This window comes from Cohnella sp. GbtcB17, assembly GCF_019091135.1.
GTDB lineage: Bacteria > Bacillota > Bacilli > Paenibacillales > Paenibacillaceae > Cohnella.
The window spans coordinates 124,486-145,398 of the sequence record NZ_JAGXJW010000014.1 but is presented as its reverse complement, the minus strand read 5'-3'; the positions used below and the strand labels follow the sequence as shown (position 1 = coordinate 145,398).

17 protein-coding genes are annotated in these 20,913 nt (G+C 59.9%); 6 read left to right on the top strand and 11 right to left on the bottom strand.

Annotated features, from left to right (window positions below):
- The 3 genes from KVT38_RS10145 to cntE form a co-directional block, all read left to right on the top strand.
- On the top strand, positions 1-438 hold a 438-nt coding region (locus KVT38_RS10145; protein WP_217593590.1), incomplete at its 5' end, for an ATP-binding cassette domain-containing protein.
- On the top strand, positions 404-1,147 hold the full coding sequence (locus tag KVT38_RS10140; protein WP_217593589.1) for an ABC transporter ATP-binding protein: 744 nt from the start codon (positions 404-406) through the stop codon (positions 1,145-1,147). The genes KVT38_RS10145 and KVT38_RS10140, both read left to right, overlap by 35 nt.
- Before the next feature lie 38 nt (positions 1,148-1,185).
- The gene (cntE, locus tag KVT38_RS10135) at positions 1,186-2,370 is read left to right on the top strand and encodes a staphylopine family metallophore export MFS transporter CntE (protein WP_217593588.1); all 1,185 of its coding nucleotides are present in this window, start codon (positions 1,186-1,188) and stop codon (positions 2,368-2,370) included.
- A 53-nt stretch (positions 2,371-2,423) separates the two neighbouring features.
- Here cntE and KVT38_RS10130 read toward each other — a convergent pair whose 3' ends face one another.
- Both KVT38_RS10130 and rpmG read right to left on the bottom strand, forming a co-directional pair.
- Positions 2,424-2,921 carry a hypothetical protein gene (locus KVT38_RS10130; protein ID WP_217593587.1) on the bottom strand — a complete coding sequence of 166 codons (498 nt, stop codon included), beginning with the start codon at positions 2,919-2,921 and terminating at the stop codon, positions 2,424-2,426.
- 134 nt (positions 2,922-3,055) lie between these two features.
- Positions 3,056-3,205: a 50S ribosomal protein L33 gene (rpmG, locus tag KVT38_RS10125; protein ID WP_217593586.1), complete on the bottom strand. Its 150-nt coding sequence runs from the start codon at positions 3,203-3,205 to the stop codon at positions 3,056-3,058.
- A 148-nt stretch (positions 3,206-3,353) separates the two neighbouring features.
- Between rpmG and KVT38_RS10120 the strand changes: the two genes are divergently transcribed.
- Positions 3,354-3,995, top strand: coding sequence for a hypothetical protein (locus KVT38_RS10120; protein WP_217593585.1), 642 nt, complete (start codon positions 3,354-3,356; stop codon positions 3,993-3,995).
- 27 nt (positions 3,996-4,022) lie between these two features.
- Positions 4,023-4,496 (top strand): hypothetical protein, encoded by a 474-nt coding sequence (locus tag KVT38_RS10115; protein WP_217593584.1) that lies wholly within the window; start codon positions 4,023-4,025, stop codon positions 4,494-4,496.
- Positions 4,497-4,526: 30 nt separating this feature from the next.
- On the opposite strand, the gene KVT38_RS10110 is transcribed toward KVT38_RS10115, so the two are convergent.
- From KVT38_RS10110 to KVT38_RS10090, 5 genes are all read right to left on the bottom strand, one after another.
- Complete coding sequence (locus KVT38_RS10110) at positions 4,527-5,717, bottom strand: MFS transporter (protein ID WP_217593583.1); 1,191 nt, start codon at positions 5,715-5,717, stop codon at positions 4,527-4,529.
- A gap of 78 nt (positions 5,718-5,795) precedes the next feature.
- Positions 5,796-6,383 (bottom strand): TetR/AcrR family transcriptional regulator, encoded by a 588-nt coding sequence (locus tag KVT38_RS10105; RefSeq protein WP_217593598.1) that lies wholly within the window; start codon positions 6,381-6,383, stop codon positions 5,796-5,798.
- Positions 6,384-6,484: 101 nt separating this feature from the next.
- Positions 6,485-6,943, bottom strand: a complete 459-nt coding sequence (locus KVT38_RS10100; protein WP_217593582.1) for a WYL domain-containing protein — start codon at positions 6,941-6,943, stop codon at positions 6,485-6,487.
- Positions 6,944-6,980: 37 nt separating this feature from the next.
- The gene (locus KVT38_RS10095; RefSeq protein ID WP_217593581.1) at positions 6,981-8,366 is read right to left on the bottom strand and encodes a M56 family metallopeptidase; all 1,386 of its coding nucleotides are present in this window, start codon (positions 8,364-8,366) and stop codon (positions 6,981-6,983) included.
- Between the two features lie 8 nt (positions 8,367-8,374).
- Positions 8,375-8,749: a BlaI/MecI/CopY family transcriptional regulator gene (locus KVT38_RS10090; RefSeq protein WP_217593580.1), complete on the bottom strand. Its 375-nt coding sequence runs from the start codon at positions 8,747-8,749 to the stop codon at positions 8,375-8,377.
- Positions 8,750-8,940: 191 nt separating this feature from the next.
- On the opposite strand from KVT38_RS10090, the gene pepF reads away from it, so the two are divergent.
- Positions 8,941-10,734, top strand: coding sequence for an oligoendopeptidase F (gene pepF, locus KVT38_RS10085; protein ID WP_217593579.1), 1,794 nt, complete (start codon positions 8,941-8,943; stop codon positions 10,732-10,734).
- 50 nt (positions 10,735-10,784) lie between these two features.
- Here pepF and KVT38_RS10080 read toward each other — a convergent pair whose 3' ends face one another.
- From KVT38_RS10080 to KVT38_RS10065, 4 genes are all read right to left on the bottom strand, one after another.
- Entirely contained in the window at positions 10,785-11,213 is a 429-nt protein-coding gene (locus tag KVT38_RS10080) for a DoxX family protein (RefSeq protein ID WP_217593578.1), read from the bottom strand.
- Between the two features lie 654 nt (positions 11,214-11,867).
- Positions 11,868-16,241, bottom strand: a complete 4,374-nt coding sequence (locus tag KVT38_RS35535; RefSeq protein ID WP_217593577.1) for an S-layer homology domain-containing protein — start codon at positions 16,239-16,241, stop codon at positions 11,868-11,870.
- A 154-nt stretch (positions 16,242-16,395) separates the two neighbouring features.
- On the bottom strand, positions 16,396-19,455 hold the full coding sequence (locus tag KVT38_RS10070) for an ATP-binding protein (RefSeq protein WP_217593576.1): 3,060 nt from the start codon (positions 19,453-19,455) through the stop codon (positions 16,396-16,398).
- Complete coding sequence (locus tag KVT38_RS10065) at positions 19,452-20,606, bottom strand: response regulator (protein ID WP_217593575.1); 1,155 nt, start codon at positions 20,604-20,606, stop codon at positions 19,452-19,454. Before KVT38_RS10065 ends, KVT38_RS10070 begins: the two co-directional genes overlap by 4 nt.
- Positions 20,607-20,913: the final 307 nt, after the last annotated feature.

Here is a 20,913-nt window from a genome sequence, read left to right as displayed (position 1 = left end):
CTGCTGAAGGACCCGAACGCGGTCATGTACGGCTATCCGCACGAGCTGGCGGGCGGCATGCTGCAGCGGGCGATGATCGCGCTCGCGCTCGCCCTCGAGCCCGATATCGTCATCGCGGACGAGCCGACGACGGCGCACGATACGGTCTCGCAGTTCGAGGTGCTGGAGCAGTTCGTCGCGCTGCGCGAGCGGATCGGCTGCGCGACGATCTTCGTCACGCACGACCTCGGCATCGTCAGGCGCATCGCGGACGATATGCTCGTCATGAAGGACGGCGCCGTCGTGGAGCGCGGCAAGGCCCGGGATCTCTTCGCCTCGGCCCGGCACGAATATACCCGCCGCCTGGTGTCGGCGAAGCTGGCGCTGAACCGGCATTTCGATCAACTGATGGGGGGCGGCGGCGATGCTTGTCATGGACAACGTCAGCAAGATTTATAAGAAGAGTGGGCTGTTCGTAAAGGAGCGTCGGCAGGCGCTCTCCGGGAGCAGCTTCGAATGGCGCCCGGGCGAGAGCGTGGACACCACCGGCGAGAGCGGCAGCGGCAAGTCGACGCTGGGAAGGCTTGCGCTCGGCATCGAGCAGCCGGACCACGGACGCGTCCTGTGGGACGGGCGGCGCATCGACCGGCGCCGGATGCGGGCAGGCAGCATCGGCGCGGTCTTTCAGGATTACGCCTCCTCGATCAATCCGTTCTATACGGTCGAGCAGGCGCTGCGCGAGCCGTTGAAGCTGCTGGGGGTGGAAACGCGCGAGCAGCGCCCGGCAATCGACCGGCTGCTTGAGCAAGTCGGCCTGGACGTCTCCTATCGCGGCAAATACCCGCATGAGCTGTCGGGCGGCGAGGCGCAGCGCGTCTGCATCGCGAGAGCCGTCTCCACGCAGCCGCGATGCCTGCTGCTGGACGAAGCGGTGAGCGCCCTGGACGGCTCGGTGCAGGTTCAGATCCTCGATTTGCTGAGATCGCTGCGATCGTCTTGCAGGATGGGCTATATTTTTATCACCCACGATATCGAGGCGGCGGCCTATTTGTGCGACCGGGCCCTCATCATGCGAAACGGCAGGATCGAGGAGAACATTCGAATGGAACGCCTGAAAGACGTTCAATCTCCCTATGCGCGGCAGTTGCTCCGCATGATGATCAGGTAACCGCTAAGCCTCGAACGACCTGAGAGAGGAGCTGCAGCTTGAAAGGCGCATTATCTTTCCCATTTTTGCGATTGTACGGACTTACGCTATTGTACTTCGGCGCCAATTCGGTTCTGAATGTCATCCTGCCGCTGAAGGGCCAGTCGCTGGGGGCGACCAATACGGCGATCGGCATCATCATGGGCGCCTATTTGTTCACGACCATGCTGTTCCGGCCCTGGGCGGGCCTTCTGATTCACAGATATGGACCCATACCGGTCCTGCGGACGATCCTCGTCGTTAACGGACTGGCGCTGCTTCTCTACACGGTGACCGGTCTCGGCGGTTATTTGGCCGCCCGCATGCTGCAAGGCGCGTGCACCGCCTTTTTCTCCATGGCGCTGCAGCTCGGCATCATCGACGCGCTGCCCGACCGGGAGCGGTCGCAGGGCATTTCGATGTATTCCCTCGTCGCTTCCGTGCCGGGCATCTTCGGCCCCCTGCTCGCGGTCGGCATGTGGCAATCGGGGACTTCCTTCTGGTTCGCCGCATCGATGATCGCGTTTGCGCTCCTCACAGGGGTCGTCGGCTATACCGCCAGGATGACCCCGCATGCAGGCAAGCCCACGGCGGACCAGAAGAAACAAGGGACGGAAATGCTTCAATCGTTCGGCCAGTTGATCCGGCATCCACGGTTGTTCAGGTGCAGCATGCTGATGCTGGCCGCCTCTCTCGTATTCGGCGCGTCGACCACCTTTATCCCGCTGTATGCGCCGCAGGTTCGAGCCGGCCATGCGGAGATCTATCTCTTGCTGCAGGCGGGGACGTTGGTCGCGACCCGTTGGGTATGGAGAAAACGAATCCCATCCGACGGCCGGTGGCATACCGGTTATGTCGTGACCGTGACGCTGCTCATCGCGGCGGCGGCGCAGGCGATCGGCTTCGCGGCGGCGGGAGGCGCAGCATTTTTCTATACCGGCGCCCTCCTGCTCGGTGTCGCGCAGGCGCTTCTCTATCCCGCGCTGACGTCGTACCTGTCCTTTGTCCTTCCTGCCGCGAGCCGCAATGTACTGCTCGGATTGTTCATCGCCATGGCCGATTTGGGCATGTCGCTGGGCAGCATCGTCATGGGGCCCGTCGCCGACCTGGTCTCGTATCCGTCCATGTATACGATCTGCGCGATCCTTAGCGTCGCCATGCTGTTCTTCGCCTATGAGCGGCGCGCGTCTGCGTCCGAGGCATAAATATAAAAGACATCGCCGCCTCCTTCCTTAAGAGAAGGGAGCGGCGATGTCTTTTACATGCCGGATCGCTGATCAATTGCAAAATCTCTCGCGCACTTCTCCATCAGCATGCAGAAGGAGCGATTGTGGCCGATCAGAAAGGAAGAACAGTCGTACCGGCCGCGCGCCGGCTCAAAGGTGACCAGCAATCGATGCTTCATGTATGCCGTCGCCGCCTGTACGAACCGGTCCGCTAACGGCGAGGATGCGAACGTGATGTAGGCGTAGAGAGAATGATCCTCCGGCTCGTCGAGGACGCTGACGCCCGCGCAGGAAAACTCCGTGACGAGCCCGATACGCTTGAACTGCGCCAGCGCGCCGAGCAGCTCCGCGTCGATCTCCGTCGTCCCGAGCCTGGCGGTCCGCTTGGCCCTGCGCCTGACCTTCGGACGCTCCGTCCATTCGGCGAGCTCCGCTCTCCGCCGCCGCCACTGCCGATCCGAATGCCGGCTGACGACGCGCTCGCCGGTGTCACCGGCATTGCCGGCAGTGCCGGCGTCCGCTTCGGCCATCTTCCCCACCTCCCGCTGCGCTTGTTTCTTCCTTTACCCGCTTTAATCGCGCTCCGGTTTATATTCTTCGTACGCTTCCTCCACATGCGCTTCGATTTGCGCTGCTTTTGCTCATGCTTGGCCGACTCTCGGACTCAGCGCGTCTCGCGGTGAAGCGTGTAGCGCTTGAGACGCGGACAGTACTTCATCAGCTCGATGCGCCCCGAATGGGTCCTCTTATTTTTAGTCGTCGTATAGTTGCGGTCCCCGGTCTCGGTGCAAGCAAGCGTGATAATAACGCGCATTGTCATTCTCCTCTAATCGTAATATTTACATATATGAAGCGTATCTCTTTGCTGTCCCGCTGTCAAGTGCGCTCGAACGGAGCAACTTTAGGTGAATTAATAACGTCTTAGGAGACGAGAAAGAAGGGGTATAGGGGGCAGATTTCGCATGAACGTTTGTAAACAATTGCTCGCAGGCGCGATGTTGACAGGTGTACTCGTCGCGGCGGCAGGCTGCGCTTCTTCCGAAGAGAATGCGCTCGGGAGCGCGGTTGCTTCGCAAGTCGCCGCTCCGATCGCCGAAGGGACGGCCCCGCCTTCCGCAGCGTCTGCTTCAGACAATCAGCAGGAGTCGAAGGAGGCATCGGACTATGCGGTCAAAGTCGGGCGGGGGCTGCTTCATCTGCAGGACTGGGACGACCGCACGGATCTCGAAGGCTTGCTCGGCAAGCCGCTCTCGCAGAAGATGGAGGCGCTGGAACACGCCGATACGCTTACCGGCTCATTCGTGAAGGAGCTGACCTACGAAGGACTGCGTCTTGAACTGTTCTCGCCCAAACAAAACGGCCAATCCTTCTGGGTCATGTCGATTGAAGCGACTGCGCCGCAGTATGAGACACCGGGCGGGATCGCCGTGGGCAGTACGGTTGCGGATGTGAAAAAGGCTTATCCGGGCATCACGATTGGCGACGGGCGGACGAATCCGGATAATGCCGCTTACCTTATAAGCGATAACGAAGGACGCAATCTTGAATTCGAAGTGAAGGACGGAACGGTCGCGAAGATTCATTTGTTTTTCTTGATTCCGTGACCTTCCTCGACAAAGGAGGCGAAAAAATTGCGACTGATTTTTATGCTTTTATTCGTAGTCACCCTTTTACTGAGCGGCCGCACATCAGGTGACGGCGGAGATTCGCGCGGCTTCGCTCTTCATGTCTCAGCGCTGAGCGAAGCGCCGACGGCAGATCGGCCGATTGAGGTAGCGGCCACGCTGACCAACACCTCGGAACGGGCGGTCCAGATTTTGCACAGCTCGCCGCTGACGCAGATTCAAATTTACGATGAGAACGATCGGCCCATCGTCAACACCTTCTTAACGCATGATGTCGGCATCGTTCATATGCTGAAGCCGAACGAGCCTTACGATCCGGACACGGCGAATAACGTTACCGGCAAAAGAGTGATTAGGATCAAGAGTCCCGGCACCTATCGGCTCGTGGGCACGGCGTCTTTTTACATCCAGACTGAAGAAGGCGAACTTGGCGAAGAGCAAAAGATCACTTCCGCCCCTTATGAGATTGTCGTACGCTAATAGATAACCGTATGCCAAAGCGTACTTATCTTACCGCTCGCTCCTCCTTAGTCCCCTCATCGACACCGCGAAGCAAATCAGCAGCACGACGGCCGCGAGCGCATACGGCGCATTGATCTCGATGTCGAACAGCACGCCTGCGACGATCGGTCCGACGATGTTGCCGAGGCTCGTGAATGCCGAGTTCAGGCCCGCGACGTAGCCCTGCTGGTCCTTGGCCAGCTTGGACATTTGGGTGCCAATCGTGGGACGGAGGATGTCGATGGCCAGAAACACGGCGAAGGTGACGGCGAAGATGAGCCAGAACTTGTGCACGAAGAGCATGAGCAGGACAAAAACGGCGCTGGCGAGCAGGCAGGCGGCAATGATCGGCTTTTCCCCGAACCGGTTCAGCAGCCAGCCGAAAATCGTGAGCTGCACGACGGCGCCGGCGATCGAGCCGAACGTGATGACGAAGGCGATGTCCTTCGGATCGAAGCCGAACTTGTGGTCGACGAAGAGCGAGTAGATCGTCTCGAAGTTGGCGAGGCCGAACGACATGACGAACACGATGACGAGGCTTAGAAAATAAGGCGCGCGATACGAATGCCGCAATTGGGTCAGCAGACCGCTCCGCGGCTCGGCGGCTGCGGCTTGCGAAGCCTCGGTTCCTTTGGCCGGTAGCGATTCCTTGAGGAAAAGCATCGTCACGACAGCCGCAACGATGCCCCCGACGCCCGCGGCGTAAAAGGGCATGCGGATGCCGAACTCGGCGAGATAGCCCCCGATGCCGGGACCGATGATGAAGCCCGTCGTGATGGACGCGTTCACGTATCCCATGCCCGCCGCGCGCTCCTCGTCGGTCGTGATGTCCGCCGCGTACGCCATGACGGCCGGCATGATCATCGCCGCGCTCAGGCCGCCGAGCGCCCGGGAGACGAACATGAGCGTCGGCGAATGCGCGATGCCGAACAGCCCTTCGGAGACGGCGAATACGAGCATGCCGACGACGATCATGCGTTTACGGCCCAGCGTGTCCGACAGCCGTCCGGCCATCGGCGAGAAGAGGAACTGCGCGAGCGAGAACACCGCGATCATCAGCCCCATCAGGCTGCCGCTCACGCCCAGCTCGTTCATGAAGCTCGGCATGATCGGGATGACCAGGCCGATACCGGTGAATACCAAGAACAGGTTCAGCATCAGAATCAAAAGCGCACCCTGTTGTTTAACCAAGATAGCCATTACTAACGTCCTCCAAGTCGTTTACACGAATACTGAATAATCATTCTAGATGTGGGCAAAAAAAAGGGAAGACCGCGCTCAGGCGATCCCATGCAGGAATACGTCCACCGCCAGCCGGTACGCGGCCAGCGCTTCGCTCCGCTCCATATGCCGGGCGTGCTGGCTCAGTCCGAACAGCAGGCCGTCGAGGATCATGCCGAGCGCGCCCGCATCCGCCCCCTTGAACTCCCCGGCGTCGATGCCCCGCTGCAGCAGCTGCTTGTTGAAGTCGACGTACCCTTTGATCATCTGCCGGATTCGCTCCTCGACCTCCGAGCCTTTCTCGGCATTGTGATAGAACTCGTCCATCGCCTTCGTCAGCGGATGGTTGAGCTGCTCGAGCGCCATATGCTCGGCCATGCCGTACAGCTTGTCGGCCGTCGTCGCATAGAGCCCCTCTTTCTCCCGCCAGGTCTCCTCCCACTCCCGATCCCATTCCTCGATCAGATGCAGGAATAGCCCTTCCTTGCTCTTGAAATGGTAATAAATATTGCCCGCGCTGCACCCCGTCGCCTTCACGATCTCCTCGATCGCGGTCGCTTTATAGCCTTTCTTGATAAAAAGCGCTTTGGACGCGTCTGCGATTTTCTTTTTGGTTTGCTCGGTTTGGAGCTGCTTTTTGTTGATGAGGATCACCTCGCGAAACAAGACTAAAAATACTGAACAATTATTCAGTATTGTAACGTGCCTCTATGTAATTTGCAATATCGACTGGATTGCGCACGCTGTTACCGCTCTCTTCTCAAATTGAATTCATTTTTATATTTGTCCATAATCCCGCGCACATACTCCCCAAACACTATCCGAACCTCTGGTGGCTCCAGCACTTCGCATTTATCCCCGAATGCGAGCAGCTTGTCATAACCGAATGAATGGTTGACGATCGGATACATGGCCAAACAAGTCTCTTCCCCCATCTCCAGAACATGCGACTCGCCGAAACGTTCGATCACCCGATCGACGACGGAGCGATGGATGCGAATCTTGACCTCGACCCAATCCCCGCTCATCCACGCTCCCCCGTCCATCGGCAGCGGCTTGAAGTCTCTCGGTGAAAAACGGTCCTGCAATACGTGCATCCCGCTCGCCCGCGCCAGCTTGAAGATGCGAAAATCCGCGCGTTCGACGCAATAGCCCTGCTCGCGTATGCCTCGGCTGCTGCCGTCTATATAAGCGCAGACAGACAAAAAGACCGGGTCTCGGTCTTCTTGTCTGTCGTACGAGTCACTTTACAGAAGGAACCGCCTTCGGTTCGGAAACGGCAGTCTGATCGGCCTTCGGGACAGGCACCGCCTCCGAAACGGCATGCACGCTTCCAGCGGGCACTGGCGCTGCTTCAGCAGCTTGGTCGATCGACGGGCCGGGTACCGTCTCTGATGCGGCATGTACGCTTCCAGCGGGTGCCGGCGCTACGGTCGGGACCGCACTCGCTTCCTCAGCGGGCGCCGCTTCCGCTTCTCCTGCCGGCGCTGCCGTAGGGTGCGGCTCGTCGTTGGGGCCGGCTGCCGCGGCTTCGGCTGCGGCTGTCGGCACGGGAGCCTTCTCTCCGGCCGCGGCCACAGTCGCGGTCGCGGTCGCTTGGGGCTCCGAAGGCGCCAATTCCTTTTCCGCGACTACGGTCGGCGTATTGTCCGAAGCCCATACGGCCGCGGTCGTGCTGACGCCGGCGACCAGGAACAAGGCGGCTGCCGTCAGCAGCATCGTTTTCTTTTTCATTGTTTTCGCGTTCAGCATAAGCGTTAATCTCCTTTTGAGCTGTTGACCGTCGCCGGATAAGGAGGCGCTAAACTGCGCCGGCAGGTTCCCCGATCCGGCCATGACGTTAAGCAGCGTAATGCCGTATCTTTTTCGCTCGGCATGGGACATGCCGATGACGACCTCTTCATCGCAGGACAGCTCGCTCCAGAGCTGAATGTCCTTACGCAGCAAATGAACGAGCGGGTTGTACCAGTGCAAGGCGCCTGCGGCCAGCGCGAACGCCTTGACCCACAAGTCCCTCCGCTTCAGATGTATGCATTCGTGACGGAGCACCATGTCCAAGTCTACGTCTGCGGCAAGCGTCGGCGGAAAATAAATGACGGGCCGCCATAGGCCGACAAGGACCGGGCTTCGAATGATCGGACTGGCGGCAAGCGCGACGTTGCTTTTTACACCGAGCTCCTTCTTGACTAGGGAGAGCCGTTCGGCCGCTTCGCCGCGCTCCGGAAGAGCGATGCGCGTGCGCGCCAGCGCCGAGGTGAATCTACGATAATCGTACAGCTGCCGCACCGCAAATCCGATCGCGCCGATCGCCCATATCCCTAAAATGACAATGGCCGCACCGGACGGAATGGTCCGACCCGATAAGAAAGATCCAGTTAATGTCGCGCCTGCGCTGGATAAGGGAGACGAATCCGGCACGGTCGGCGCATGCGCGCTCATCAGCTGCACCAACCGAGAGATTGCGACGGCAAAGGGCAGCAGATAGAACGAGAGCGCGAGCTTTTGAAGCCGGTAACGCCACTTGGCAGGGAACGCTTCTATGGGGACTTGCCGCGACAATACAAGGATAGCAGCGACGACGCTCCCGGCGACGGCGAGCGTAAACAGCACTTCAAGCATCGCGTTCATCGGAGCACCTACTTTTCCGAAAACCATTTTTTCAGATCGGCGATGTCCTGATCGGACAGCTTGTCGCCGTCGTACATGGCTGCGATCAAGTTCTTAACGGAGCCTTGATACAACCCGTCCAGGACGTGCTGCGTCTCGAGCAGCTTGTAGTCCTCCGGCGAAATGCGCGGCACGTACCTGTTCGTCCGGCCGTCCCTGGTAGCCGCAAGCGCGCCTTTGTCCACCAGACGCGATAAAAAGGTGGAGATGGTCTGCGCCTTCCATGCCTTCCCCTTTTGCGCGAACATGCGCAGCAGCTCCGTCGACGTGACCGGAGGCGTGCATGCCCAGATCGCTTCCATTAACTCCATTTCCGTATCCGACAGCTTCTGAATTTGGGTCAAGGTGAACACCTCATGTTCCGTCATGCGTCCATGACGGCATCGATTACTACACTACGTAGTAATCTTAAATTACTACAACACGTAGTAGTTCGTCAAGCGAAGCCGAATGCGAAGGCTCGTCACGCAAGCGCAAGTTCGTATAAAATCAGGGTAGCAGGCGGAAAGACAGCTGAAGCGTTGGGGGGACGAAGGTGCGGATAACGAGGGAGTCGGCTCCGGAAGAGCTGACGTGGAACTTGAAGGATTTGTACGCGGATCAGGCGGCTTGGGAAGCGGCGCTGGCGGAAATCGAAGGCTTGCTGCCCGCGCTCGAGGCCTATCGCGGAAAATTGACGGAAGGCGCGTGCACAGTTGCCGAATGTCTCCAAGCGCAGGAGACCCTGCAGGTCAAGCTCGTGCGGGTGTCCACTTACGCCAGGCTTCAGCAGGCGCAGGACGGGACGAATCCGGAATATCAAGCGAATGCCGCGCGCGCGGGAGATTTGATCTCAGCCGTGAATGCCCGGCTGGCCTTTATCCGCTCAGAGCTGCTTCACATGCCGGACGGCTTGCTGGAGCGCTACTTGGAGGAGGAGCCGGCGCTTGGCGTCTATCGCAAAAGCTTGCAGGACCTGCTGCGGACGAAGCCCTATGCGTTGTCCCCGGATACCGAGGCGGCGCTCGCGGCGCTCGGCGAAGTTCTCGGCTCTCCGTATACGGTTTACCAGCGGAGCAAGCTGTCCGATATGACGTTCGCCCCGGTGAAGGACGGCGCCGGAGCGGAGAAGCCCGTGTCGTTCGCCCTGTTCGAGGCGGACTACGAGGAGTCGCCGGACCCCGTGCTTCGCCGGGCGGCGTTTGAATCGTTTACGCGGACGCTGACGACCTATCGCCATACGATCGCGGCGGCTTATGCGACGGAGGTGAAGAAGCAGACGGTGTTGTCCAGGCTGCGAGGGTATCCGTCGGTTACGCATATGCTTCTGGAACCGCAGGAGGTCGAGCGTCGGCTCTACGACAACGTCATCGATACCATTCGTGTCGAGCTTGCGCCGGCGATGCGGCGGTTTGCCAAGCTGAAGGAGCGTGTTCTCGGGCTCAACCGCATCCGATTTTCCGATCTGAAAGCGCCGCTCGATCCCAGCTTTAGTCCCCCCGTCACCATCGAGGAAGCCGGCCGCCTTGTGAAGGAAGCCTTGGCCGTGATGGGCACGGAATATTCGGATATCATCCATGCGGCGCTTACGGAACGCTGGGTCGACTATGCGGACAATATCGGCAAATCGACGGGCGCGTTCTGCTCCAGCCCTTACGGCGCGCACTCCTATGTTATGCTGACCTGGACGAACACGATGCGAAGCGCCTTCTTCCTCGCGCACGAGCTGGGGCACGCGGCGCACTTTATGCTCGCGGCGCAGTCGCAGCGGTACGTCAACTTCAAGTCCTCGATGTTTTTCATTGAGGCGCCTTCGACCTTAAACGAGCTGCTGCTGGCGCGCCATATCGTGAGGCAATCCGAGGACCCGCGCCTGAAGCGCTGGGTGCTGCTGCAGCTCATGAACACCTACTGCCACAACTTCGTGACCCATCTGCTGGAGGCGGACATGCAGCGCCGCGTATACGAAGTTGCCGAGCTCGGCACGCCGCTGACCGCGGCCAAGCTCACCGCCTTGAAGGAAGCGGTGCTGCGGGAGTTCTGGGGCGACGCCGTAGAGCAGGACCCCGGCGCAGGTCTGACCTGGATGCGACAGCCTCACTATTACATGGGGCTGTACCCGTATACGTACGCGGCGGGTCTGACCGTGTCCACGCAGGTGGCGGCGACGATCGAAGCGGAAGGAAGGCCGGCCGTAGACCGCTGGCTGCGCGTCCTCAAAGCGGGCGGCACGCACTCGCCGCTCGAGCTGGCCAGGCTGGCGGGCGTCGATATGAGCAACCCCGCGCCGATCCGGGCCGCGGTCGGGTATGTGAGCTCTATCGTGGATGAGCTGGAGCGGATGTTTTGAGCTTGAACCCGGGGTTTGTCGACTCTCACTATCGCGTCAAGCGCCGCCTGTCAGCCGCCTGTCAGCAGCCTGCGCAGCCGTTCGTCCCGCAGCCAGAGCGTGCCCCAGACGAGGACGGCCACATAGACCGGGAATAGTGTGTTCGAGAAAAGAGGCGCGTCGATTCGAACTTGCACCGCCACTGCTCCGCCCAGGTACCCGGTCAGCAATATCGCGCCCAGGAAGGCGGTACGAGGCATCATATACAGCAAAGTAGCAAGCAAGCTGAGAATGCCCATGATCGCCAAGTGGTGTTCCGCGAATCCGAGTTCTCGGGTTGCCTCGACGACCGGTGCCGGCCCAACGAGCTTGCCGATTCCGTCAAAAAGCATAAAAAGTACGGCAACGCCTCCCATTGCCCGCGACGTCCAGCGCCTAACGCCCGAGATATTCGAGCGTTGGGCGGCGGCCTGCATGTTCGTTTCACGTTCGATCATCATGAATTGATCTCCCCTTCGATTATGGTGGATGCGAGCAGCCGGCGCCGAGCCGTTTATTGCTTAATGATCTGCCGATGAACGGTTGGTTGGGCTGCTTCTATACAGACAACGAACGGCTGAGGGCGGAATCGACACGCGCGCGAAAAAAAGATAAAAAATAACCGCCCCGAGTTTCAGGCGGTTTATGGCATATTATGAACGTAATTAGGCGCCCGTTTATTGAAAAAACGCCGCCAGCGCGGCCTGCTTCCGGTTATCTCCCGCCTCGCTTACTCATACTCGGCTCAGTTAGCCGATTTTTCCGCTTATCTCGGGCTTCGCTCACCTGCACCAGGATAAATTAGCCGTTTTTTCCATCTATTTTCGGTTTTGCACACACCTTAACCATCTGTACTATTGCTAAACAGACATCTCGCAGCGCTGATAGTGCCCTTTTGCGCTTATCGGCACTTTTTCCAGCGCTTCGCCGGCGCCGATAGCGCCCTTCTGCACTTATCGACACCCTTGCCAGCGCTTTACCGGCCTAGATAGCGCCCTTCTGCACTTATCGGCACCTTTACCAGCGCTTCGTAGGCCCAGATAGTGCCCTTTTGCGCTTATCGGCACAAACCGAAGCGAGCACCCAGGCCAAGGAGGCCCGGATGCTCGCTTTGGTTAAATTAAGCCCGACTTTTGCAGCAGTCGCTGCACGAGTGCCGCGACCTCAGCTCTGGTGACGGCTTCTCGCGGGGCGAGCCTCGTGTCGCCGTGTCCCGTGGCGAGGCCGGCCGTCACGCTCGCCGCAACGCCCTTTTGCGCCCATGCGGATACGTTCGTCGCATCCTTGAACGGGCGAAGCGCCGCGTCGGACGATGCAATCGGCAGCTTGCCTTGCAGCCCGGTGATCGCCATAGCCTTGGAGAGAATGACCATAGCCTGCTCCCGGGTGAGCTTGTCCTCCGGCCGGAACGTGCCGTCCGCATAGCCATCGATCAAGCCATATGCGCTTGCCGTAGCGATCGCGGCGCCGTGCCTGTCGCCGGCCGCCACGTCGGAGAATGCAGAAGCGCCGCTCTCCGGCTTCAGTCCGAGTCCGCGCACGACGATCGCCGCAAATTCCGCGCGAGTCACTTCGCGATCCGGACTGAACAGTCCGCCCCCGGTGCCCTCGACGACCATCCGGGAGCCCATGTCTTCCACCGCGGCCTTCGCCCAATGATTCGTCATATCTGAAAAAGACCGCTCGTGCGAGACGACCGCATACGTGCTGTTCGTCAAGCTGTTGATCTTGGCGTAATAACGGCCGTCGATGACGACGACTTGCGTCGGCACGTGGCGCGTCGTCCCGTCCGGATCGACGACCACGCCCGTCGTAATCTTGCTCGCATCCACGCCGTCCGGAATCTGGATCGTTCGCTCAACATAGGTGTTGAATCGAGCTGCCTCCACCGACTCCGTGCCATAAATGGCGCGAACCGTGAAGCTGACCGGCGGCCCGACAAGCGTAAATGCGCCGTTCTCGGCTGCCTTCTCCACCATTGCCGTCGTGTCCGCACCCGGAGCGGCAATCTCGATCTGCACTTGAATGTCTTCCAGCTTCACCGATTGGCCAAGCTTCCCGGACAAGGCGTCGATGTTGAATTGCTTCGCCGGAATCGTATAGCTCGCATTGTCTGTCCGAAGAACGAGCGTAGCCGATGCGTTCTCCATATTTTTGACGAGTTGTCCGGTCAATTGTCCGATCTTCAGCGCCGACTCTCCGGCAACCGGTATCGTGACAATCGCGTTGCTGCCCTCCGCGTCCAGCTTCGCTTGCAGCTTGGCCGCATCGACGGTGACGGTCGTCGTCTTCACGCCGCCGGCCTCGGACGTTTTCGATTTGCCCAGCTTTTCCACCTTGCCGTTTACGAGTACCTCTACCTCATCCGTCGGGACAGGGTTCGCAGGCACATCAATCGGCGGCACGTAAACATCATCCTCGGCCACGACGATGGCCGCCGTCTGGCCGAAGCGCACGACCGCGCCCGCAGCGTCGATCTCCGCAACCCCGATTCGATCGCCATTCGCCGCCGCGATCAGGCCGTCCGCCGGCAAGTCCGCATACGCGGACAGGTTCAGCGTATCGCCCACGTTCGGCACGACCGCTTGGCCGCCGCCGAAGTTTTCGTACACCAGCTTGTTCACCGACATCGGCTCCGGCATTGGCGTTACCGCGAGCCGCGTCTTGCCGTCGTTCTCCCTGCCGCTCGGGTCGGTCGAGACGACCGTCAGCCCCGACGCAGGAACCGGACCCGGACCCGGTCCTTCGGATTCATCCGCTACGACGGCCGCAGTCTGGCCGAAGCGAACGACGGCGCCCGCGGCGTCGATCTCTGCAACCCCGATTCGATCGCCATCCGCCGCCGCGATCAGGCCGTCAGCCGGCAAGTCCGCATACGCGGACAGGTTCAGCGTATCGCCCACGTTCGGCACGGCCGCTTGGCCGCCGCCGAAGTTGTAGTACACCAGCTTGTTCACCGACATCGGCTCCGGCATTGGCGTTACTGCGAGCTGCGTCTTGCCGTCGTTCTCCCTGCCGCTCGGGTCGGTCGACACGACCGTCAGCCCCGACGCGGGAACCGGATCCGGTCCTCCATTCTCGTCCGTCGACACGGCCACCCCCTGGCCGAAGTGAACCACCTTCCCCGTTGCCGTATCGATCTCCACCACGCCGATGCGATCGCCGTTCGTCGCCTCAGCCAGTCCGCTCTCCGGCAGATCCGCATATTCGGTCATATCCAGAACATCGCCCACTGTAGGCACAGCAACGTCGCCGCTGCCAAAATTGCGATATACAAGCTTGTTGCCCGATGCCGGAGCCGGCGTCACGGTCAGCTTGGTCTTGCCGTTGTTCGCCGCGCCGCTCGGATCGCTCGCGTCGACCTTCAGTCCGTTGACGGTAATCTCCAGCGTTCCCTCGCTCCCGCTGACGGCATAATCGACTCCGCCGAACTTGCCGACGTAGCCGGAGTATACCGCTTTAAGCGTATGCGGTCCTTCCGAGAGACCGCTGAGATTGAAGGTAAATACACTGTATGCCCCCGTTAACGAGCCCAACTGCACGTCTTTTTGATGCAGAGCGCCGTCGATGTAGAAGGACTGCGTGCCTGCATAGCTCTGGTTGCCGATCCCCGAAGACGTAGGGGCGCCCGTTACGTAAGAAAGGTAGAAGCCGTTAATCTGCCCGAACGTAATGTTTTTCAAACCGCTGATCGTTGTCGTCGAAGGCGTGCCGCCGAAGGAGAGCTTCGCGCTCTTGTTCCCCGCCCTGTCTACCGCTTCGACCTCATACAAAGCATCGGCGGGAGGATTGTTCACGGTAGTCGTCGTACCGTAAACTTGGGTAGGCGTTCCGTTGACGTACAGATTGTAATAGTCCAAACCGCTTCCGTCGTCGGCGGCGCTGCCCCAGGACAGATCGATATGGCCGCCGTTCTCGCTCGGCGCGATCGAAGCGCCGTCCGCCCATGTCGGCGGCGTGTTATCTACGAGAACCTCGGGATAAAAGACGCTCGTCCGGCGGCCGTCTTGATCGACCAGATAATAGCCGTCCTCCAGCGTCAGCTCGCCGTCGACCTCGTCCGTCGTGTCCAGCGTGACCGGAATCGTTGTGCTTGTAAAAGGATCGAACGAACCGAGCTTCTGGTCGTCTGCGGCGCGATAGACCGCGACCTCCTGTCCATAGGAGACAAAGGCAGAGCTTGCTTTGATCGTCAGCTCGTGCGAATGAGCTACCTGATCCGATACGGCGGCCGGCTCCACGTCGAACTCAAGATCCATGCCGCCGTACAGCTGCGGATAACCGTCAGCTTGCATGAACCAGTAGTGTTCAAAATCCCATTTCTGGTTCGCCGCCGAAGCCGACGTGAATGTCGTCTCGTCCTGCAGCTCGGACGTGCTGCGCCCGATGCCGTACTGCGCGGCGTCGGACTCGTCCACGTCAAGCACGCCCGAAGTTGTCGTATCCCAGTAGGACGCGACAACTGCTCGCTGCGAACCGAAGTTTTCGCCGATCAAACCGTTGGTAAGGCCCGTCGATGCGACATGTCCGGCTGCGTAATTGTGCACAATCTTGTCATCGGTCGAGACACCGAGCAAGCCGCCGGTCACGGAGCCGCTCACATCGCCGGTAGCGTAGTTCATCTGGATATCGTTCTCGTTCGATGCGCCGATGAGACCACCGATATTGCTGCCCCCGGAAGACGTGACCGCCCCCGTCGCATAACTTCTCGTCACTCTCGTGCCTGCACCATTGCCGAGCAGGCCGCCCAGACCTTCTCCGCCTTCGACGTTGGCCGCGGACGAGGAATTGTACACCTGGATTTTGTCGGACAAGCCGATGAGTCCGCCAACGTTTTTACCGCCGGTCACAAGACCAGCCTCCATGCGATTATAGGCGAAAACAGCGTAACCGGATTTGATCGCTTCCGCGCTTCCGACCAAGCCGCCAACGTTTTTGTTCCCTGTTACGTCACCTGTCGCCTTGACTAAAGACACCCAGGCCGGCTTGTTTGCGTCCGTCTGCTCGACCGTTCCCGCCAGCAGCCCTACATTCGTAGCGCCGAAGACGCCGATCTCCGGATCTGCCTCGATCGTAAGATCGTATACAGCACCGTTGACGATTCGGGAGAACAATCCGATGTTGTCCTCCGCCGGCAGACCGATCGACAGGCCCGAGATCGTATGACCGTTGCCGTCGAACGTGCCGGTGAAGCCTGTGTCGGATCCCAGGCCGATCGGCGTCCACTCGCTTTTCAGCTCGATATCGTTCATTAACTTGAAGTTGCCGCTTAACGGATAATTGCTGGAACCGATGAGACTCAACGTAAATGGATTCGTGACCTTCCATGGATCCTGCTCCGTCCCTTCCCCGCTCATGCCACTATCGGCATAAGCCCTCCCGCCTGCGGAGGAGAACAGCGAGATGACCAGCGCCAGGCTGGAGAGGAGCACAAGCCATTTCCTGTCACGCAAAGCGATGTTCCATCGCGCGCCGTACCGTGTGTTCACGTCGTACCCACCTTTGTCCAAGAGATTCCAATCAACGCTCAGCTTAGCGGACGGCACCTTAAAGAAACCTTAAAAATCGACATTTTTCTATTGCGGTCGTCAAATAAAAACAGGCTTCTCCGTTCCAGGAACGGAAGAGCCTGTCGTTTTAGATTCAAGCCGTTTTATCCGGGATGCGCACCGTGACGGTCGTGCCGCGGCCTTGCTCGCTCGCAAGCTCGAGCGCGATCCCGTATTCGTACTTCAGCCGTTTGTTGATATTCAGCAGGCCGACGCCATGACGCTCCTTCTCATCGGCGCGGTCGAGTAGCGTCCTCAATCGCTCCGGCGAGATGCCAACACCGTCGTCGGCCACGACCAGCTGCCATTGCCCGTCCGACAAGGCGGCCGTCAGCTTGACCGTGCCTCCCTCGATCCGACCGCCGATCCCATGCCGGATCGCATTCTCGACCAGCGGCTGCAGCAGAAGCGGCGGCAACAGGAGCGCATGGGCTTCTTCTGCAATGTCGTATTCAAAGCGGATTCGATCCTTGAACCTGGCCTGCTCGATATCGACATACGTTCGAATGAGCTGAAATTCCTCCGCGAAGGCGATCCGTCCCTCCGCATTGCTGAAACGAAAGCTGCCGCGCAAGTAGTCGGAGAGATCGACGATCATCTTCCGCGCGCGATCCGCGTCCGTGTAGCTGGATGCCGCGATGCTGTTCAGGACGTTATGCAGAAAATGCGGCTTGTTCTGCGATTGCAAAAACGCGACCTCCAGATAAACCGCCCTTCCGAGCGATTCCTTCATCGCCAACAGGCTGCCGATTCTCGCCCTCAGCTCCACCAGATCGAACGGCTTCGGCAAGTAATCGTTGGCGCCGGCCTGGAAGGCGGCCACCTTTTCCTGCGGCTGAATGGCCGCCGTCACCATCAGCACGGGCAGCTCCAGCAGCGAGTAGCGCTTGCGGAGCTCCCGGCATACCTCGTAACCTGACAAGCCGGGCATCATCAGATCAAGGATGACGAGGTCGATCCGGCCCGGCCGGTCGATCTCCGCCAGCGCTTCATACCCGCTCTTGACCGCGATGACCCGGTAGTCCAGCGGCTGAAGCGCGTCCAGCAGCACCTTCAGGTTCACGTGCTGATCGTCGACGACGAGCACCGTACGCTCGCCGTCCGGGTTCGCATAATGGGGCGTCGCAAATGAATATTCGGCTGCCGGGGGTTCGGCCCAAGCGTGTGACGGGGACGAAGGGGGCGACGGAGACGAGGCTGCTTCGAGCTTTCGCTCCGCGATCGGCAGCGTAAAGGTAAACGTCGAGCCGACGCCGGGCGAAGAAGCGACCGACAGGGTGCCGCCCTGCAGCTCGACCAGCTGCTTCGCGATCGACAGCCCCAGGCCGAAGCTGCGGCCCTGCTTGCCTTCAAGCGATTTGAACGGCTCGAAAATGAACGGAAGATCCTGCTGCTCGATGCCCTTCCCCGTATCCTGCACCGCCAGTTCAAGCCTGCCGCCGTGCTCCGCTCCGGTAACGACGACGCTGCCGCTCTCGGTATGCTTGATCGCGTTATCCAGCAGGTTGCCGATCACCTGACTCAGACGGCTCTCATCGGCCAGCGCAAGCGGCAAATCCGCAGGAACACGATTCTCCAGCACAATGTTCCGTCCCGCACACAGATAGGAATAGAACTGCACCTGCACCTCCGCGATCGAGCGGACGTCGATCGGCGCCGGCGCGATCCCGAGCTCGCCGCGCTTCAGCATGGAGAGGTCCAAGATGTCGTAGACGAGCTGCGACAGACGCTTCGTAATATCCGTAATGAGCCGCAGTTTATCCCGCTGATCGGCGGTCGGCGGCGATGCGGCATTATCCAGCATCGACTGGGAGATGTTCATCACGCCGTGCAGCGGCGTCTTGAACTCGTGCGAGGTGCGGGCCAGAAAGTCGTCCTTTATTTTGTCCGCCTGCAGCAACTGACCCGACAGCTCTTCGATTTTGCGGAAAGCGTTCGAGAAGCGAAGCGACATGAGCAAAGCCAGCATCAGCAGCACGAGGAAAGGCTCGATCGGCGGGAGCGCATAGATCGGCACGCCAAAATAAAAGTTCATATTCAGACTTAGCGCCATTACGTTCAAGGCCAAGACGGCCACGGCCAGATATCGGCTGCCGGCCACGCGGTGCAGCGCGGCCAATATGAACACATAAGTCGCGTACAGCAGCGCGAAGGTCGCGAATAAAGAAGTCAGCGGGCGAGTCAACCCTCCCGAGAGCTGCGGCGCGAATCCGGCATTGAGCACGCCCAGTACCGTTCCCGCCGCCACGCCGCCGCGAACGAGCCATTTAAAGCAATAGGGCCGGAATGCGGTGTTGACGTACAGGAAAAAACCGAGTCCCACGCCGATCGCCGAAGTCAGCTGGATGCGATAATAGAGCCAGAACGGAACCTTGCCGGCAGCAAGAAGCAGCACCCGCTCGCCGCTGACGCTTATGAACAGCGCGATGCAGAGACAGACGAGGCCGAACATGGCCAGCGAGAAATCGTTCCTGCGCTGCGTATATAAGCCGAAAAAATAAAGTCCCATGATCAGAAAAACACTGACCGAGATCCAATCGTGCGCGGTCGCCCGGTCGCGCAGCTCGGCGATCTGACCGGCTTTGCCCAGTTGAAGCGACTCGACGATGCCGCTGGAGGCGCGAAAATCGAAGTTGGCCGCCTGGAGCAAAATTTCGTTCCAGCCCGGCTGCAGCGTAAAGTAGCTCACATACGGCCGGTTATAGGCCTCGTATTCCCGCTCTTCCGCCGGATTTCCGCTCGAGCCGACGATCCGGCCGTTGACGATCAGACGGTTAGAGATCGGGATCGACGCCGTTTTCAAACCGTAGACCTCGCCCGTATCGCGGACCTGAACGCGCAATCGATAGGTCGCCATGCCGAACGTATCCATCTGCCGCGACCAAGATCCGGGCACCTGGATCATAGCCGGCGTCAGTCGCTCTCCGCTTGCGGCGAAGTCCCGTACGGTCAGCAGCTTGTCCGGATACAGCTCCCACTGCCCGTCCAGCCGAACGACGCCGCCCTCCTCGAACCGCCACGCGCTGAGGTCCATGTATCCGTTCGCCGCAGCCGGCCCTGACTTCTGATGCCAGGAGGAGAACGGCAACAACAAACTGTAGGTCGCGATCAGCAAAACGAGCGTGATCAGCGCCGCCGCTACTTTTTTCCTCATCGGATGCCCCTGAAAGCATCGTCTGTCGCCTGTCGCAGCAGCTTCAGCGTCTCGTCTTCCAGTTCGGCGCCCAGTTGAATGCGCACCGCCTGCTCGAGCTGCCGGCCGACACGGCAGGCTTCATGACGATCGCCCGCCTCCAGGTGCAGGCGCATCAGCTCGCGTCCGTCCTGCTCGGACTCCGGGGCGAGCGCCAATATGCGCTCCAGGCTGTCGGCCGCGAGCTCGCGACGGCCCTGGCGTCTGAACGAGGCGTGCCATGCGCGAAGCGCGCGAATATACGAAGCCCTGAGCTCGAGCTGCCTGGGCAGCGCCCAGCCGAAATCGCAAGCGTCCATGTACTCTCCCTGGTACAAACGGTTCATCCGGCCGTACACGCTTGTGTCCTCAACCGATGACGCGTCTCCCAGACATCGTTCGAACGCCGCGACATCGACCGTTACGCCCTCCAGCTCGGCCGCGAAGCCCTGATCGAACTTGCGAATGCCGATCGGAACGCGATGCTCCATCAACGTTTTCCTCAAATACGACAAGCATGTATACAAATACGTCTTCGCCTTGTTCAGATCGTAGCCCGGCCATAGCGCTTCGATGATCGCCGCCGCGCTAGCGGACTTTCCTTCGTAGTGGATGAGATACGCGCAAAGCTCCTTTTCCTTTTTCGTTTTCCAGGACACGCCTCCCTTGCCCGCTTCCGGCGCATGGACCTGGAACCCGCCCAGGCACTGAACGACAGGCGCGGCGCTCGACGCGGCGTTCCCGTCCGGGTCCGATTGGGACGTCGGTTGCGGCAAAGATTGCCGGATGCGCGCCACCGCATTCTGCAGCCGGTCCATCGTAAACGGTTTCAGCAAATAGTCGGTCGATTGGATCTCGAATGCTTCAACCGCATACTCCGAATAAGCCGTCGTGAAAATGATCGGCAGCTTCGGCAGCGTCTGCCGGATCCTTCTCGCCGCTTCCGTCCCCATGATGCCCGGCATCTGATTGTCCAGGAACACCGCGTCGACAGACAACCGCTCCAGCGCTCCAAGCGCCTGCACCGGATTCACGTACCTGCCCGCAATCTCGATATCCGCCATCTGCCCAAGCAGGATCTCCAGCAAATCCAGGGCATCTTCTTCATCGTCAATAAGCACCACGCGAATCATACGGATTTGTCTCCCTATTCCATTTCGCCAAATTTTGGCTCTTTTCTTGCCTTTTCGACAGCGAGGGGGCGGTTCCCTTCTTGATAAAGTTAATTTGCGACGCAGCAGGTCGATTTATCGATCGTTTTCGGCTGTCCCCGGCTCCGCACACCCGCGTCAGGCCCAGTTAGCAGGTTTTTTCGGCTATCTCCGGCTCGCACACCCACATTCGGCCCCAGTTAGCAGGTTTTTTCGGCTATCTCCGGCTCGCACACACACATTCGGCCCAGTTAGCAGGTTTTTCCGCTCATTTCCGGTGCCGATAGTG